Source organism: Streptomyces albofaciens JCM 4342 (assembly GCF_008634025.1).
In the GTDB taxonomy this organism is placed as follows: domain Bacteria; phylum Actinomycetota; class Actinomycetes; order Streptomycetales; family Streptomycetaceae; genus Streptomyces; species Streptomyces albofaciens.
Genome location: NZ_PDCM01000001.1, coordinates 3517269 through 3532988, shown reverse-complemented (window position 1 = coordinate 3532988; position 15720 = coordinate 3517269). Strand labels below are relative to the sequence as shown.

The following is a 15720-nucleotide window of genomic DNA, read 5'->3' as shown; positions in this document are numbered from 1 at the left end:
GGCGCCCGCGTGCGGATCAAGCGCGACGTGTTGTTCACCGAGACCAACGACGGCGTGCTCTTCCACAACGCACACGGCGGCTTCCAGTTGGCCGGGCGGTCCGCCTACCGGTTCGCCTCGCTGATCGTCCCCTACCTCAACGGCGACTACACGGTGCGCGAGCTGTGCGGGATGCTCCCGCCCCAGCAGCAGCAGATGGTCAGCAGCCTGGTGCGGATGCTGATGGAACGCGGGCTGGCCCGCGACGTCCCCGCCCCCGGCGAAACCGGCGCCCCTCTTGAGACCGCCGTCGCCGAGCGGTTCGAGGCACAGATCAACTACATCGACCACTTCGAGGACCGTGCCGCGGCACGCTTCCACGACTTCCGCTCCGCGCGGCTCGCCGTTCTCGGTGACGACGCGGTGGCCGGCTGGTGCGCGCTCGCCGCCCTGCGCAACGGCATCGCGTCGGTGGGCTTCGCCGGCCCGGCGGACGCCTTCGCACAAGCCGCCAAGGAGGCCGCCGAGCTGGCCGAGACCGGAACCCCGGCGAGTGTCACCCAGGTCGCCGAGTACGACCGGCTGCTGGACTGGCCCGAGCTGGACGGCTTCGACCTGGTCGTGTGCACCGGCCGACAGGCGCCTGCCCAGGTGATGCGGCTGCTGACGCAGGGCGTCCCCGAGGGGAAGCGACTGCTCCCGCTGACCCAGTACGGCCACCGGGTCGTCGTCGGCCCGCTGGCCAGGTCGGGCGGTGACGGCGCCTGCTGGTCCTGCGCCATGCTGCGGCTCGGTTTCAACGGGGACCCCGGCGCCGCCGCCGACGTCTGGCGCGCGGCGGCCGTCGGCGGCGGGCAGGACGGCCCCCGGCCGGGCCGCCATCTGTCGGCGATCCTCGGCAACCTGCTCGGCTACGAGGCCTTCCGCGAGTTCACCGGCGTCCTGCCGCCCGAGACCGAGAACTCCGTCATCGTCCAGGAGATCGACTCCTTCGACACCGCGGTCGCCCAGGTCCTCAGGCATCCGCTGTGCACGCTGTGCGCGGACGACACCCCCGCACCGGCGGCGCTGGACTGGCAGCGGGTGAAGCTCACCGCCCCCGTCGAGTCGTCGGTACGCGGCGCCACGGACGACGGCACGGACCCGGCGGTGGAAGCGCTCGACGAGCTGACCGCCCAGTTGGTCGGCGCCACGACCGGCGTCTTCCGGGAGTTCGACGACGAGTGGCCCACCCAGCTGCCGCTGAAGGTCAGCCGGCTGCGGTTCGGCACCGGCACCGGCAGCCGCCGGGTGGTGACCGCCTTCGATCTGCACCATGTCGCGGGCGCCCGGATGCGCGCGCTGCGCCGGGCCGCCGCCGACTACCTCGACCTGGTGACGCTCCCGTACCGCGTGCCTGCGGCGGACCGCCAGGGCGTCCCGCGGATCGAGCCCGCGGCACTCACCACCTTCACCGGCATCGCCCAGAGCGGGCCCGCTCCCGACGAGTGGTGCCCGGCGGTCTCCCTCGTCGACGGCACCGAGGTGCTCGTCCCGGCCGGCGCCGTCCGCCCCCGGGCGATGCGCCTGAACCCGGCCCGCGCCTTCGACCCCACCCCTGCCGGGCTCGGCGTCGGTGTCTCGCCCGGCGAGGCCGCCCACGAGGGATTGTTCTCCGCGCTCGCCCACCACACCATGCAGGCGGCCGTCCGGTCCGGGACACCGGCACCGCCGGTCGACCCGCAGAGCCTGGCGGGCGACGACGAGCTGACCTTCCTGCTGCGCAGCGCCGACAACCTCGGCGTCGGTGTCGAACTGCTGCGCCTGGACAGCGGCACACCGGCGACCGTCCTGCTCGCCCGCGCCCGGCAGACCGACGGTGTGCCCCGCTGGGCGGTCGGCGCGGACCTCTCGCCCGCGCGGGCCGCGAAGAGCGCGCTGCGCGATCTGCTCGGACAGTGCCAGATCCTCGCGGAGCGGCCCGAGGAGGAGACGGCACTGGGCCGGAGCCTCGTCGCGTCCTTCGACCCGTACACCCTGCGCGCAGGCGAGGCCGTGTCGCTGGGCGAGGACGCGGCGGCGGACACCGGTGCGGTGCTCGACGCGCTGCGGGAGCGCGGTGTGGAGGTGTATGTCGTCGGCGACGGCTCCGCCGACCTGCGACAGGCGGGTCTGCACGCGGCGCGTGTGCTGTTCGCCGCCACGGAGCGGCCATGACGGGCACGCTCACCGTGCGTGAGGCCGGCGCGCGGACCGAACCGGCCTGGGAGGAACTGCACACCGCGCTCGCCCCGGTGCTCGCCGGTCGCGGTCTGCGCGTCGACATCGCCTCACTGGGCGTACGGGACGAACTGAGCGTACCGGCGCGGGAGTTGACGGACGACCTGGCCTCCGGAGGCGGCGAGACCCACCCGGACGGTTCCACGGTGTCCCTGCGGTTCTACGGGCACCTCGCGGTGCTCGGCCCCGTGCGGCCCTCCGGTGCCGCACGACCGTGCGGCCAGTGCCTGAACCGGCGCTGGCAGGTGGTGCGCAGCAAGGAGCTGCGGGACGCGCTCGAACTGGGCGGGCGCACCTGCGCCCTGGACGGCACGCCGTACCTGACGCCGTTCGCCGTCGAGACCCTCGGCCGGCTCCTGGCATGGCTGGCCGAGTCGCCCGGCCTGCGGGACCCCTACGGCGCCGTCGGATCGGCCACCGTGGTGCTCCTCGACCTGCGTTCGCTGCGCTCGCGGGCGTTCCGGCTCACCGCGGACCCGGAGTGCCCGGTGTGCGCCGAGGCCACCGTCGATGACGAACGGCACGCGGACTGGGAGCTGCCCCGCTCGGCCGCCCCGGCCGGCGGCGGCTTCCGGCTGCGTTCGCTGGACGACCTTCAGCTGGACGAGGAGGCGCTGGCCAACCCCGTGTGCGGGGTGTTGGGTCCGGGCGTGGTGCGCGAGTACGACTCGCCGACCACGGCATCGACGTACGGGCGGATGGATCTGCGTTCCGGGACCTATCTGCACGAGACGTTCTGGGGCGGCCACACGCTCAGCTACCGCGACAGCGCGCGGGTGGGCCTGCTGGAGGGGCTGGAGCGGTACGCCGGCATGCGGTCACGGGCCCGGGTGACGAGCACCGAGGCGAGCCTGCGCGAGCTGCGCGAGTCCGGTCGGCGGGCGCTGGATCCGCGGGACTGCGGGGTGTACTCGGAGGAGTTCTACGCCCGCGACCCACGCCGGGTGGCGCCCTTCACCGAGGACCGGACACTCCCCTGGGTGTGGGGCCGCTCCCTGCGCGACGGTGCGCCGGTGCTCGTACCGGAGCTGCTGACCTACTACCACTCGGTGCCGCTCGCCGAACGCTTCGTCCAGGAGTGCTCCAACGGCTGCGCCTCGGGCAGCACGCTCACCGAGGCCGTCCACTTCGGCCTGATGGAGCTGATCGAACGCGACGCGTTCCTGCTCGCCTGGTACGGCGGGCTGGCGCTGCCCGAGATCGACGGCGGGACGAGCCGCTCGGCGGCCACCCGGGCGCTCATCGACCGGCTCGCTCTGCACGGCTACCGGGCCCGGTTCTTCGACGCCCGGGTGAGCTTCGGTGTGCCCGTCGTCATCGCGGTGGCCGAGCGGGTCGACGGCGGCCCGGGGACGCTGGCGTTCGGCGCCGGCGCCTCCCCGGACCCGGAGCAGGCGCTGCGGGCCGCACTGGTGGAGATCGCCACCGACGCCCCGCACCTGCCGCGCCGCGTCGCCTGGAACCTGGACCGGCTGGCGCCCATGGTGGACGACTTCGACCGGGTGCTCGGCCTGCATGACCATCCGTTGCTCTACGGCCTGCCCGGGATGCGGCGGCACGCGGAGTTCCTGCTGGCGGACCGGGGCCGGCGCTCACTCGCCGAGACCTACGCCGACCTGGACGAACGGCTGCGCCCGGCCGGTGATCCGCGTGCCGTCGTCGACGCCTGTGTGGCGATGCTCGCCGGGGCCGGGTTCGACGTCATCGCCGTCGACCAGAGCCTCGCCCTGCAACGGGAGTCGGGCCTGAGCACGGCCGGGGTGATCGTGCCCGGCTTGCTGCCCATCGACTTCGGCTGGTCCCGGCAGCGTGCGCTCGGCATGCCCCGGCTGCGCACGGCGCCCCGGCTCGCCGGACTCACCGACCGGGACCTGACCGAGGCGGACCTCAACCGGGCCCCGCACCCATTCCCCTGAACCCGCTGAACGCGCCTGATCTGCAAAGGACTTCGCGATGGCTTTCGCGCACGAGTACCTCGACGCCGTGCTGCACCGCGGCCGCGACGGCATGCCGCCGCGCAACTTCCAGCCCAACTGGGCCGACGCCCCCCGGCAGACCAAGCTCTACCGGGGCCTGGACACGATCGAACTGCCCGCGACCGTGGACGGCGACGCCTCGCTGCGGACCGCCTTCACGGCCGGGGGCGGCACCGGTACGGCGGGCTTCACCATGGAGTCGCTGTCCGGGATGTTGCTGGAGTCCTACGGCCGTCTCGCCCGCCGCATCGAGATCAACGCCAACGACGACCTGGACAAGGTGCAGTCGTACCGCTCGGCGAAGTTCGCGCGGGGCACCGCCTCCGGCGGAGGCCTCTACCCGGTGAGCATCTACTGGGTGGCCGGGCCCAGCGCCCCCGTAGCGCCCGGTGTCTACTACTACAACTCGCCGCAGCACGGCATCCAGCGGCTGCTCAGCGGCGACGTCAGCGGGCAGGTCGCCGCCGCGCTGGAGACCGCCGGCTCCGACGCCGTCATCACCGACCAGTTCCTGCTGCTGGGCCTGAAGTTCTGGCAGAACGCCTTCAAGTACAACAGCTTCAGCTACCACGCCACCACGATGGACATCGGCACCGTCATACAGACCTGGCGGCTGTGGGCCGGCGCGCGGAACCTGGAGGTCCGGCCGGCGTTCTGGTTCGACGAGACACGTCTGGGCGAGCTGATCGGGTCCGATCCGGACGACGAGGGCGTCTTCGCGGTCGTACCGCTCGCCTGGGACGGCGCGAGCCACGGGGCGGCCTCCTCCCCGGTCCGCTCTTCGGTCCGGCACACCGACGAGGAGCGCTCCCGTACCGTGCTGCGGTTCGAACTGCTCCAGGCCATCCACGCCGACACCCGCACCGACGCCGGCCGGCGGCCCGCACCTGAGGCCCTCGCCCCGGCGACGGCGCTGCCGGCCGGCGACGGGCAGCGGCTGCCGCTCGGCCCGGCGGACTTCGGCCCGGCCGGCGTATCCGAGGCACTGCACGGCCGACGCAGCAGTTTCGGCGGGTTCTCGGCGCTGCGGCGCCTCACGCGGGCCGAGCTGAGCACCGTCCTGGCCGCCGCCGAGACCGGCGCCGCCCTGCCGTGCGACCTGTCCGGAGCCGACGGGCAGGGGCTCGGCCTGGTGAAGTTCCACGTGTTCGTCAACCACGTCGAGGGCGTCGAGCCAGGGATCTACGAATACGTGCCGGACACGGACGAACTGGTCCTGGTGAAGGCCGGGTCCTACGGCACCTTCCTGCAGCGCAACTACTTCCTGAACAACTACAACCTGGAGCAGGCCGGGGCCGTCGTGGTGCCGGTGGTGCGCGGCAACGACGTCATCGACGCCGTCGGACCCCGCGGCTACCGCCTGGTCAACGCCCTGGTGGGGTCCGTCGCACAGGCCGTTTACACGGCGAGCAGCGGGATCGGCGTGGGCTGCGGTGCCGCGCTCGGCTTCGACAACATCTCGTACATGGAGGAGCTCGGCCTGGAGGGCTCCCACGAGCAGCCGCTGCTGATCCTGATGGTCGGTCACGAGCGCGGCCGGTTCGCCGGCTGCCGGTTCGAGAACAGCTGAGGCGGCGCGCACGATGACTGCTGATCTGCATGCCGGGCCCACGGCCCAGGCCGGCCCCGCCGAGGGCAGCACGCTCGGCCCGCGCTTCATGGCGCGGATCGGCGGCCTGCCCTACGACGCCGTCGCCGGGCTGCGCCAGCCGCGCTCGGCGGCCTGGGCCGGACAGGTCCTCGACCTGCAGGACCGCCTGCGCGCCGAAGGGGCGCGGCTGAGCGACGCGCTGCACGCGCTGGTCGGCGCCACCGAGGACGAACACTTCCGGCGGCAGCTGCTCAACACCCGCCGCAAGGTGTTCACGGGCGTGCTGCCGCGCGACGGCGAGGAGGTGGCCGACCGGGTCGGCGGCGAGCTGGGCACCGACCTGCGCCGCTGGCTGCGCCTCCACCAAGAGCTGCGTGAGCTGCTCGCCGAGCCGGTCGTGGACGAGGAACTCACCTCGGCCCGGTCCCACCTGGTCGAACTGGCCGGGCAGCCGCGGCTGCGTCAGGGCCTGCTGCTGGCCTCCGCCGTCCTGGACGAACAGCTCGGTTCCTATCTGACGGCCGGGTCCGGCCCGCTCAACAAGAAGCAGCGGCGCATCGAACGCTCGCTGCTGGAGTACGTCTACCGCAGCGCCTGCAAGACCAGCCCGTTCAGCGCGTTCACCGGCATCGCCGTCGGCGAGTTCCGCAGCGGCGGCCCGCGGGGTTTCGCGCTCGCGGCCGACGAGCGATGGACCGACCACACCCAGCTGAACATCGCCGTCCTCGACCGGCTCGGTGAACTGGTCACGGCCGACGAGCGGCTGCGGGGCGACCTGCCGGTCACCCTGGTCAGCGGCTGGACCAGCGACACCGACCGGATCCGTTACGTGCGGCGCACGGTCACCGCAGGGGACGACAGCGTCACCGCGAGCTTCGACGCCGTCAGCGAGACCATGTTCTTCCTGCGGCACACCGGCGGGCTCGACGAGCTGATCGCCCTCTTCGCCGACGGCACTGCGCTGCGCTACCGGGAGCTGCTGGCCCGCTTCGCCGAGCGCCTCGGCGCCCCCGCCGAGGACTGCGAGCGCTTCCTGGCCACCCTGCTGCGGCTCGGCCTGCTCTCGGTGCCCGCGCTCGCCGTCGATCTGCACAGCCCGGACCCGGTGCTGGCCTTCGCCGACTCGGTCCGCGGTATCGGCGCCCCCTGGGCCGCACGGCTCGCGGACGGGCTTGCCCAGGTCAGCGATCTGGTGCGCGCCTACCGCGGCGCGGACCTCGGCGAGCGGCGCCGGCTGCTCGCCGAGGTCCGCCGCACGCTCGGGGTGCTCCACGCGGACCTGGGGGCCGGTCACGCCACGTTGCCGCCGACCCTGGTGTACGAGGACACCCGGGCCGCGGCCGCCGTAGTGCCGCTGGACCGGGCGGAGTTCGAGCAGCGCGTCGGTGGATCGCTGGCCTCCCTGTCACGGATCATGCCCGCGTTCGACCTGGCCCTGCCACACCGGCTCACCCTGCGTGGCTTCTTCCTGACCCGCTACGGCCGCGGCGGCACCTGCTCCGATCTGCTCGGCCTGGTCAGCGACTTCCAGGAGGACATCTACGACCACTACCTGCGGGTGTCGGCGTCCCGGGTCCCGTTCGCCGCGGACGGCTCCTACGTACCGGCGGACAACTGGCTGGAGCAACCGGAGATCACCGCGGTCGACGCGGCCCGGCAGCTGTTCGCCGAGCGCATGTGCGCGCTGTGGGAGCAGCAGGGCGACCGCGCGGAGATCGTGCTCGACGACTCCTTCGTCGACGCGGTCGCCGACCGGCTGCGTGCACTGGCACCCGATTTCCGGCCCGAGGCCCACTTCCTGCAGCTGTCCGGGGCCGAGGACGGTCCGGCCGCTGTGCTCAACCGGTCCTGGGGCGGATTGTCGTTCCCCTTCTCCCGGTTCACCCATGGCTTCGCCGACCTCGGCCTGGCCGGGCGCCTGCGCGACTGGCAGCGCACGGCCTGCCCACGGGACGCGGTTTTCGCGGAGGTCACCGGCGGTACCGCCCGGTCCAACCTCAACCTGCACGCGCGGCTGACCGACTACGAGATCGTCTGCCCGGGCGAGCACAGCACCGCGCCGGCCGAGGCCCGCATCCCGCTGGACGACCTGGTCCTCTCCCACGACCCGGACTCCGACCGGCTCGTGCTGCGCTCGCGCTCCCTCGGCCGCGAGGTGATCCCGGTCTACCTCGGCTACCTGGTGCCCGCGGCGCTGCCCGAGGTGGCCCGCACGCTGCTGCTGCTCTCGCCGTCCGCGATGGTCACCATCGACCCGTGGGGCGGGGTCCCCCAGGGCCCGCGCACCGACGACGGTGTGAGCACCCGGCCCCGGGTGCGCCACGGCTCGGTCGTCCTCAGCCGGCGCAGCTGGTCGGTACCCGTCACCGCCCTGCCGGTGCGCCGGCCCGGTGAGGGGTGCGGAGAGTGGTTCGTACGCTGGCAGCGGTGGCGGCGCCGGCACGGCATGGACGCCCAGGTGTTCGTCACCCTGCGGCTGCGGGCACCGGAGGGCGAGGACGTGGCCGTGCCCCGGCGGCAGAAGCCCCACTACCTGGACTTCGACAGCGTGCTGTCCCTTCGGCTCTTCGAGCATCTGCTGACCGACGAGGTGGCCTCGGTGACCGTCACCGAGATGTTCCCGGACGCTTCCGGCCTGCACACCACCTCGCAGGCCGGATCGCACATCACGGAGATCGTGATGGAGACCTTCACCACCCCGCCCGCGCGGCGGCCGTACCCCAGCGAGGAACGATGACGGCACATCCAGCGCTCCCGCCCGTCGAGGGGCTGCCGGCCACGGACGAGAGGTGGCTCGCGGTGTACGTCTTCTACACCGGCAACCCGCGTCCCCTGCTGACCACCTGCGTCAAGCCGCTCTTCGCCGAGCTGCGGACAGCCGGCCTGGTCGAGGAGTACTTCTTTCTCAACTACTGGCTGGAGGGCCCGCACGTGCGGGTGCGCTTCCGCCTCGCCGACCAGGCCGACCGGGCCACCCGCGAGGAGGTCGTCTCCCGGGCCGAGGAAGCCATCGCCGCGTTCCTGCGCCGCCGTCCCTCCCTGTACGAGGTGAAGTCGGACTTCTACGTCGGCCTCTACAACACCCTTTTCGACCTTGAGTTCACGCCCGAGCAGCGCACGCAGTACCTCGGCGAGGACGGCCGGATGCGCCTGCGGAAGAACAACTCCTTCCACTGGGCGCCGTACGAGCCGGAGTACGACAAGTACGGCGGCGGCGTCGGCGTCCGGACCGCCGAGTGGCACTTCACGCACTCCACCGACTTGGTGCTCGAAGCCATGAGTGTGATGAACCTGCACATGCGCAGCGTCCTGCTCGGATACGCCGGTCAGCTGATGATGGTGATGTGCTCGGTGTTCCTCGACGACGACGCCGAGACCGTCCGGTTCCTGGAGCGGTACCGGGATTTCTGGCACAGCTCCTTCGAGAGCACCGACCTGGTCTCCGGCTCCGACTTCGACCGGGGCTACCCGGCCATGGCCGCCGCGGTGGCGCAGCGGTACGCCGTCATCAGCTCCGCCGTGCGCTCCGGCGAGGGCGAGGGGCTGCCCGGTTCGCTCGGCACCTGGGCCCGGCACTGTGCCGAACTCCGGGACCGGATCGCCGGCCACGCGCGCGCCGGTGAGCTGGTCTTCCCGTCCTGGGACCGCACCCGGCGGGTTACCGTCACCGACCCGGCCGAGGCGCTGGAGCGGCTGCTGCCGGCGTATCTGCACATGACGAACAACCGGCTGCACATCACGCTGACCGACGAGGCGTACCTCGGCCATGTACTGTCCCGCGCCATCGCGGAGACCGCCACGGCGGCGGAAGGCGCGGTGTGATGTCCGCCCCGGCTCTGCTGGACGCCAGTCCGCGCCGCGCGCCCGAGCTGGCCCTCGGGCCCGCCGTGCTGCGCGGCCCCCGCACGGTCCACCTGGTCAAGGACCGCAGGACCGGCCGGTTCTTCGAGATCGGGGCCAAGGAGCACTTCGTCATCGAGCGCCTCGACGGCAGCCGTACGCTGCGCGACATCGGCGCCGAGTACGCCGCCGCGTACGGGCGGGCCCTGGACGAGAAGACCTGGTCGGCGATTCTGGGCACACTGTGGCGCCGCTCCTTCCTCGACGCCCCGGGCGCGCCCGTGCCGGCACCTGCCGCACCCGGACCGCTCACCGAGAAGTCCTGGCTGACCGGCTCGCTGGACTGGGGCGACCCGCAGCCCATGCTGGAACGCCTGTACCGCCGTACCCGCTGGGCGTTCACCACACCCGTGACGGTGGTGACGCTGCTGCTGTGTGCGGGGATGCTGGCCCGCCTCGCGGCCGGTGCGCCGGGGCTGGTCCGGGACCTGCCGGTGCTGTACCGGCATCCGGAACTGGCCGTCCTCGCCGGGTCCCTGCTATGGGCGTCGTCCGCGCTGCACGAGGTGGGGCACGGCCTGTGGTGCCACCACTACGGCGGCCGGGCCACCTCCATCGGCATGCGCTGGCGGCTGCCGCTGGTGATGTTCTACTGCGAGGCCGACGATGTCCTGCTGCTGCGCTCCCGGCGCCACCAGGTGGCCACGGCCGCGGTCGGCGTGGTCATGAACCTCGTCTTCCTGCTGCCGTTCTTCGCACTGTGGCTGACGCTGCCGGAAGGTGACGTCACCCACGACAGCCTCTCCGCCCTGCTCGTGGTCGGCGTGCTGCGTGCCCTGTTCAACTACCTGCCGCTGCCCGGCCTGGACGGCTACCGGATGCTCCAGCACGCTCTGGGCACCATCGATCTGGGACCGCAGACCTGGGCGTACCTGCGGCAGCGACGGGCTGGGGACGCCGTGCCGTACCCGGCCCGGGCCCGGTGGCTGTACCGCAGCTACGCGGCCCTGTTCACCGGGACCGCGCTCGCCCTCACTGCGGCGGTCGCCCTGCTCGTCGTGCGGACGACCGACGGGACCACTCGGCTGCTGGTCCTGGCCGCCGTCGCCCTGTGGGCGGCGGTCTCGCTCGCCGTCGGCCGGCGTCGCCGCCGGCGCCGTACCGAACCACCACCGCAGGCACCGCCCGACGGCGGGCCCGCACCCCTGTCCCCACCCCCTCCCACGCACCGAAGGAGTTCCGCCCCCGTGAACCGACAACCGCCGCACCAGCCCGTGGTGGTCGTACAAGACCTGCACAAGTCGTACGGTGACACCACGGCCGTCGACGGAATCTCCTTCACCGTGAGCGAGGGAGAGTTCTTCGGCATCCTCGGCCCCAACGGCGCGGGCAAGACCACCCTGATCGAGATGCTCGCCGGGCAGCGGGTGCCGGATTCGGGCACCGTCACCGTCTTCGGCGAAAGCCCCTGGCCGCGCAAGATGGCCGTGTACCGCAGACTCGGCATCCAGAGCCAGGCGTCCGCCTTCTTCCCGGACCTGACGGCGATCGAACACCTCCAGACCATGGCGGGCCTGTACGACCTGCCCCGCTCGGCCGCCGCCGAGGCGCTGGAGAAGGTGGGCCTGGGCGGCTCGGCGAAGGTGCGCGTGGACAAGCTCTCGGGCGGTCAGCGCCAGCGCCTGGCGATCGCCTCCGCCCTGGTGCACGAGCCCGGCCTGCTCTTCCTCGACGAGCCGACCGCCGCCCTGGACCCGGAGGCCCGCCGGGGCCTGTGGCGGCTGCTGCGCGACATCCGCGCCCAGGGCTGCTCCATCGTCTGTACCACCCACCACCTCGACGAGGCCGAGGAGTTGTGCGACCGCACGGCGATCGTCCAGGCGGGCCGGGTGGTCGCGCTCGACTCGCCGCGGCAGCTGATCCGCGAGGCCGGCGGCGCCAGCCGCATCCGGGTCCCCGGCGACCTGCTGTCCTGCGAGGCCGCCGCCGCGCTGCCCGGTGTCCTGGGCACCCGGCAGACCGGTGCCGACACGGAGATCAGCACGGATTCGGTCTCCGAAGTGCTGGCCGCCCTCGGCGCCGTCGTCGACCTCGACCAGGTGGAGACGCGCCGCCCGACCCTCGAAGACGTGTACCTGAACCTGACCGGAGCGGAGTTCACCCGGTGACCGGATTCACCCCGCTGGTGCGGGCCAATTTCCTCGCCTCCAGCCGCAACAAGGCCGAGCTGTTCTTCACCTTCGCCTTCCCGCTGATCTTCATTGTGGTCTTCGGCCTGCTCTTCGGCTCCAACGAGGCCGACCACGGCAAGACCGTCATCGACTACCTCGCACCCGGCGTGATGGCCTGGGGCGTCGGCAACGCCGCCGTGTTCGGGGCCGCCTACTCCCTGGTCAAGTGGCGTGGCACCGACCTGCTGCGGACCATCCGCCGCACCCCCACCTCGGTACTGACCGTCCTGGGCAGCCGGCTGGTGATCGTGCTCGTCGTGGCCGTCGCCCAGGCGGTGCTGTTCCTCGCGGTGGCCATGGCCCCGCCGTTCCGGTTGCACGCCTCGGTGGTCGGGCTGCTGCTCACCGTGCCGGTGCTGGTGGCCGGCGCGCTGGCGTTCTTCGCCATCGGTGTCGTCCTCGGCAACGTGTGCCGTACCCCGGACGCGGTCGGCGCGCTCGCGAACTGCCTGATGGTGCCGATGGCGTTCCTCAGCGGCTCGTTCATGCCGCTGAACCAGTCCCCCGACTGGCTGCGCGCCTTCTCCCACGTGCTGCCGCTGCGCTACATGAACGAGGCGGTGACCGGGGTCCTCGACGGTGGCCCGATCAGTTTCGGCCCGTATGCGCTGCGCCTGCTGGCGCTGCTGGTGTTCGCCGCGGTCCTGGCCGCGCTCGCGGCCAGGACGTTCCGCTGGGAGAACAAGTCATGACCGCCCAGCGGGCGAGCGCCGCCGAGGCACTCCAGGGCGCCCTGCGGGAGCTGCACGCCCCGGCGGGCCATCCGGCCGCACCGCCGGTGGTCGCCACCCTCGGGGTGTACGACGTGCTCGATGAAGCGCATGATCCCGAAGCCGCCACCCGCCCCGTCGCGACCGTCCACCTGGGCCCCGCCCACGCGGTCGTCGGCCCGTTCCGGGCGCAGCCGACGGACCCGTGCGGTCACTGCCTGGCCCTGCGCTGGCAGCGGCTGCGCCCCGAGTACGAACGCCAGGCGCTCGAACTCGGCACGGGCACCGAGGCGGTGGGCGCGTGGCCGCTGCTGCTGCCGACCGCCGTGGAGGCCCTGTGGCAGCTGTACCTGGCGGCCGGCGCCGCGGAGCTTCCCGCCGACCGGCGCCTGGGCGCGGCCTGGGTGTGGGCGCTGGAGCTGGAGACGCTGCACATCCGCCGGTTCCCGCTGGTCCCGGACCCGATGTGCCCCGGTTGCGGTGGCGAAGGAACGGAGCCCCGTACCCGGGAACTGCCCGCAGCCCCCAAGCCGGCACCCGACACCTACCGGGCGCGGACCACGGACAGCTTCGCGCTGCCCGAGGACGCCCTGGTGAACCCCGTCTGCGGCATCCTCGGCCCGCGCACCTTCCACACCATCACCTCACCGACCACCGCACCGGTCACCGGCCGGGTGATGATCAAGGGCCATTACGGGCTCGCGGAGATGACCTTCAGCGGGCAGGACAACTCCTTCCGGACCAGCCGCGACCTGGCCTTCTTCGAAGGCCTCGAACGGTACGCGGGCATCGCCCGGCGGCACCGCGCGGCCCCGCTGCTCGCCGCCTACGACGACATCCGCGACCAGGCCCTGGATCCGCGCACCTGCGGCGTGTACTCCGACCTGACCTACGAACTGGACGACGCCTGCGACCCGTTCGACCCGGCCAGGCCGATCCCCTGGGTGTGGGGCCGGGACCTGACCCACGGCCGGGACGTCCTGGTGCCCCGCCGGCTGGTCTACTACGGCGGCGAGACCTCCGACGACAACTTCGTCTTCGACTCCTCGAACGGCTGCGCGAGCGGCGGCACGCTCGCCGAGGCCATACTGTTCGGGCTGCTCGAACTCATCGAGCGCGACTCGTTCGTGCTCGGCTGGTACGGCGGCGCCACGCTGACCGAGATCGACGTCAGTACGGTGGCCGACCCCGAACTGCGCATGATGCTGGACCGGGCCGCCCTGCAGGGCTACGACGTCCACCTCTTCGACAACCGGATCGACCTGCCGGTGCCCGCTGTCACCGGCCTGGCCGTGCGCCGCGACCGCGGCCCCGGGACGCTGTCCTTCGCCGCCGCCGCGAGCCTCGACCCGCACGCGGCGGTGCGCGGGGCGGTGTCGGAGATCCTCACCTACCTGCCCGAGCTGCCCCGGCGTTTCCGGGACCGCGAGGAGGAGGTCCGCGCGATGCCGGCCGACTACTTCCGCGTCCGCCAACTGCGCGACCATCCCGCGCTGTTCTCGCTGCCGGAGATGCTCCCGCACGTCGAGCGGTACACCTCTGCCGCGCGTACGCTGCCCTTCGCCGAGGTGTACGCGGACTGGCAACGCGCCCGGCCGCGCACCACCGACGTCCGCGCCGACGTCGCCCTGGTCACCGACGCCCTCGCGGCCGCCGGACACGAGGTCGTCGTGGTCGAGCAGACCTCCCCGGAACAGCGGGGGCTGGGGGTGCACACGGTGGCCACCATCGTCCCCGGTCTGCTGCCGCTCGACTTCGGCTGGGCCCGTCAGCGCGCCCGGCACATGCCCCGCATGTTCTCCGCGTACCGCAGGGCCGGCCTGCGCGACACCGACCTGACCCCCGCCGACCTGATTCCGATACCGCACCCGTTCCCATGACCGATCCGAGAACCGATGAGCTGAGGGCCGAAGTCACCGCCGCGCTGCCGGCCGCCCTGGAGCTGTACCTCCGGCTGCACAGCGACCCCGAACTCTCCGGTGCCGAGCGGCGGACGGCCGCCGCGGTGGCCGCCGCGCTGCGGAACCGGGGCTGTGCGGTCACGGAGGGGGTCGGCGGGCATGGAGTCGTCGGGGTGCTCGGCGACGGCACCGGGCCGAACGTGCTGCTGCGGGCCGAACTGGACGCGCTGCCGGTGCGCGAGGAGACCGGGCTGCCGTATGCCTCTCGGACGGACGGAGTGATGCATGCCTGCGGACATGACGCGCATCTCGCGGCGGCCGTGGGCGCCATGGATGTCCTGGCCCGCCTGCGGGAGCGCTGGCGGGGCACCGTGACCGTGGTCGCGCAGCCCGCCGAGGAGACCCTCACCGGCGCTGAAGCCGTGCTCGCCGACGGACTCTACGAGCGGTTCGGCACCCCGGACACGGTGCTTGCCCAGCACCTCGCGCCCTTCCCGGCGGCCCGGGTGGCGCATGCGGAGACCGTCCTCGCCGCCGCCCGCACCCTGCGGGTCGTGCTGCACGGCCCCGGCGGGCACTCGGCAGACCCGGCCGGCGCTGCGAACCCGGTGGAGGCGGCGGCCGCCGTCGTCACCGGGTTGCGCGCGGCGGTGGGTGCCGACGCGTCGGCCGCCGTGGGCGTCCTGCACGCGGGAACCGCGGCCAACGTCGTACCGGACCGCGCCACGCTGGAGGTGAGCGTGCGGGCCGGGACGGCGGCGGCCGCCGAGCGCGCCGCCGGTGCCGTGCGCGAGCTGGCGTGCGCGCAGGCCGCCCGGCTGCTGCCGGGCCATCCGCCCGAAGTCGAGGTGACCGCCAGGGCGGAGCCGACGGTGAACGACCCCCGGTGGCTCGCCACCGTACGGCGGGCGCACGCCGCCGCGCTGGGGCCTGCCGCGGTGCTGCCCTGGCGGCCCTCCATGGCCGCCGAGGACTTCCCCCGCTATACGGCGGGCGGCGCGATACCGGCCGTCTACTGGATGCTCGGCTGTGTCGGCCGGGAAGAGTGGCGGCAAGCCCGCGCCGAGGCGCCCGGCCGCGAGTTCACCGTACTCCCGCCCAACCACTCCCCGCGTTTCGCACCCGCCGCCGTGCCCACGCTGCGGACCGGTATCACCGCGATGGCCGGCGCGGCGCTCGCGTGTCTGGTGGGTGTCAGCGAGCTGTGAGGCGGTTGTCAGCGGCCTTGAATCG

9 protein-coding genes are annotated in these 15720 nt (G+C 73.1%); all 9 read left to right on the top strand.

Annotated features, from left to right (window positions below; translation table 11 throughout):
- Positions 1–9 precede the first annotated feature (9 nt).
- The 9 genes from CP973_RS15970 to CP973_RS15930 all read left to right on the top strand — a co-directional run bounded on the left by CP973_RS15970 (position 10) and on the right by CP973_RS15930 (position 15695).
- A complete protein-coding gene (locus tag CP973_RS15970) occupies positions 10–2175 on the top strand; it encodes a TOMM precursor leader peptide-binding protein (RefSeq protein WP_150241257.1) in 2166 nt (721 codons plus the stop codon).
- Positions 2172–4154 (top strand): TOMM precursor leader peptide-binding protein, encoded by a 1983-nt coding sequence (locus CP973_RS15965; RefSeq protein ID WP_150241255.1) that lies wholly within the window; start codon positions 2172–2174, stop codon positions 4152–4154. The genes CP973_RS15970 and CP973_RS15965 overlap by 4 nt, the downstream gene beginning before the upstream one ends.
- Positions 4155–4191: 37 nt before the next feature.
- A complete protein-coding gene (locus CP973_RS15960) occupies positions 4192–5784 on the top strand; it encodes a SagB family peptide dehydrogenase (RefSeq protein WP_150241253.1) in 1593 nt (530 codons plus the stop codon).
- Positions 5785–5797: 13 nt separating this feature from the next.
- On the top strand, positions 5798–8542 hold the full coding sequence (locus tag CP973_RS15955; RefSeq protein ID WP_244409520.1) for a lantibiotic dehydratase: 2745 nt from the start codon (positions 5798–5800) through the stop codon (positions 8540–8542).
- A complete protein-coding gene (locus tag CP973_RS15950; protein WP_150241251.1) occupies positions 8539–9627 on the top strand; it encodes a lantibiotic dehydratase C-terminal domain-containing protein in 1089 nt (362 codons plus the stop codon). Before CP973_RS15955 ends, CP973_RS15950 begins: the two co-directional genes overlap by 4 nt.
- A 1265-nt stretch (positions 9628–10892) precedes the next feature.
- Positions 10893–11813, top strand: coding sequence for an ABC transporter ATP-binding protein (locus CP973_RS41765; RefSeq protein ID WP_244409869.1), 921 nt, complete (start codon positions 10893–10895; stop codon positions 11811–11813).
- Complete coding sequence (locus CP973_RS15940; protein WP_150241249.1) at positions 11810–12568, top strand: ABC transporter permease; 759 nt, start codon at positions 11810–11812, stop codon at positions 12566–12568. The genes CP973_RS41765 and CP973_RS15940 overlap by 4 nt, the downstream gene beginning before the upstream one ends.
- On the top strand, positions 12565–14466 hold the full coding sequence (locus CP973_RS15935) for a TOMM precursor leader peptide-binding protein (protein ID WP_150241247.1): 1902 nt from the start codon (positions 12565–12567) through the stop codon (positions 14464–14466). Before CP973_RS15940 ends, CP973_RS15935 begins: the two co-directional genes overlap by 4 nt.
- Entirely contained in the window at positions 14463–15695 is a 1233-nt protein-coding gene (locus CP973_RS15930; protein ID WP_150241245.1) for an amidohydrolase, read from the top strand. Before CP973_RS15935 ends, CP973_RS15930 begins: the two co-directional genes overlap by 4 nt.
- Positions 15696–15720 lie beyond the last annotated feature (25 nt).

What these genes read in the sequence shown, in the direction of transcription:
- CP973_RS15965 (WP_150241255.1), top strand. Translation starts at nt 2,172, where the DNA reads ATGACGGGCACGCTCACCGTGCGTGAGGCCGGCGCGCGGACCGAACCG.
- CP973_RS15960 (WP_150241253.1), top strand. Translation starts at nt 4,192, where the DNA reads ATGGCTTTCGCGCACGAGTACCTCGACGCCGTGCTGCACCGCGGCCGC.
- CP973_RS15955 (WP_244409520.1), top strand. Translation starts at nt 5,798, where the DNA reads ATGACTGCTGATCTGCATGCCGGGCCCACGGCCCAGGCCGGCCCCGCC.
- CP973_RS15950 (WP_150241251.1), top strand. Translation starts at nt 8,539, where the DNA reads ATGACGGCACATCCAGCGCTCCCGCCCGTCGAGGGGCTGCCGGCCACG.
- CP973_RS15935 (WP_150241247.1), top strand. Translation starts at nt 12,565, where the DNA reads ATGACCGCCCAGCGGGCGAGCGCCGCCGAGGCACTCCAGGGCGCCCTG.
- CP973_RS15930 (WP_150241245.1), top strand. Translation starts at nt 14,463, where the DNA reads ATGACCGATCCGAGAACCGATGAGCTGAGGGCCGAAGTCACCGCCGCG.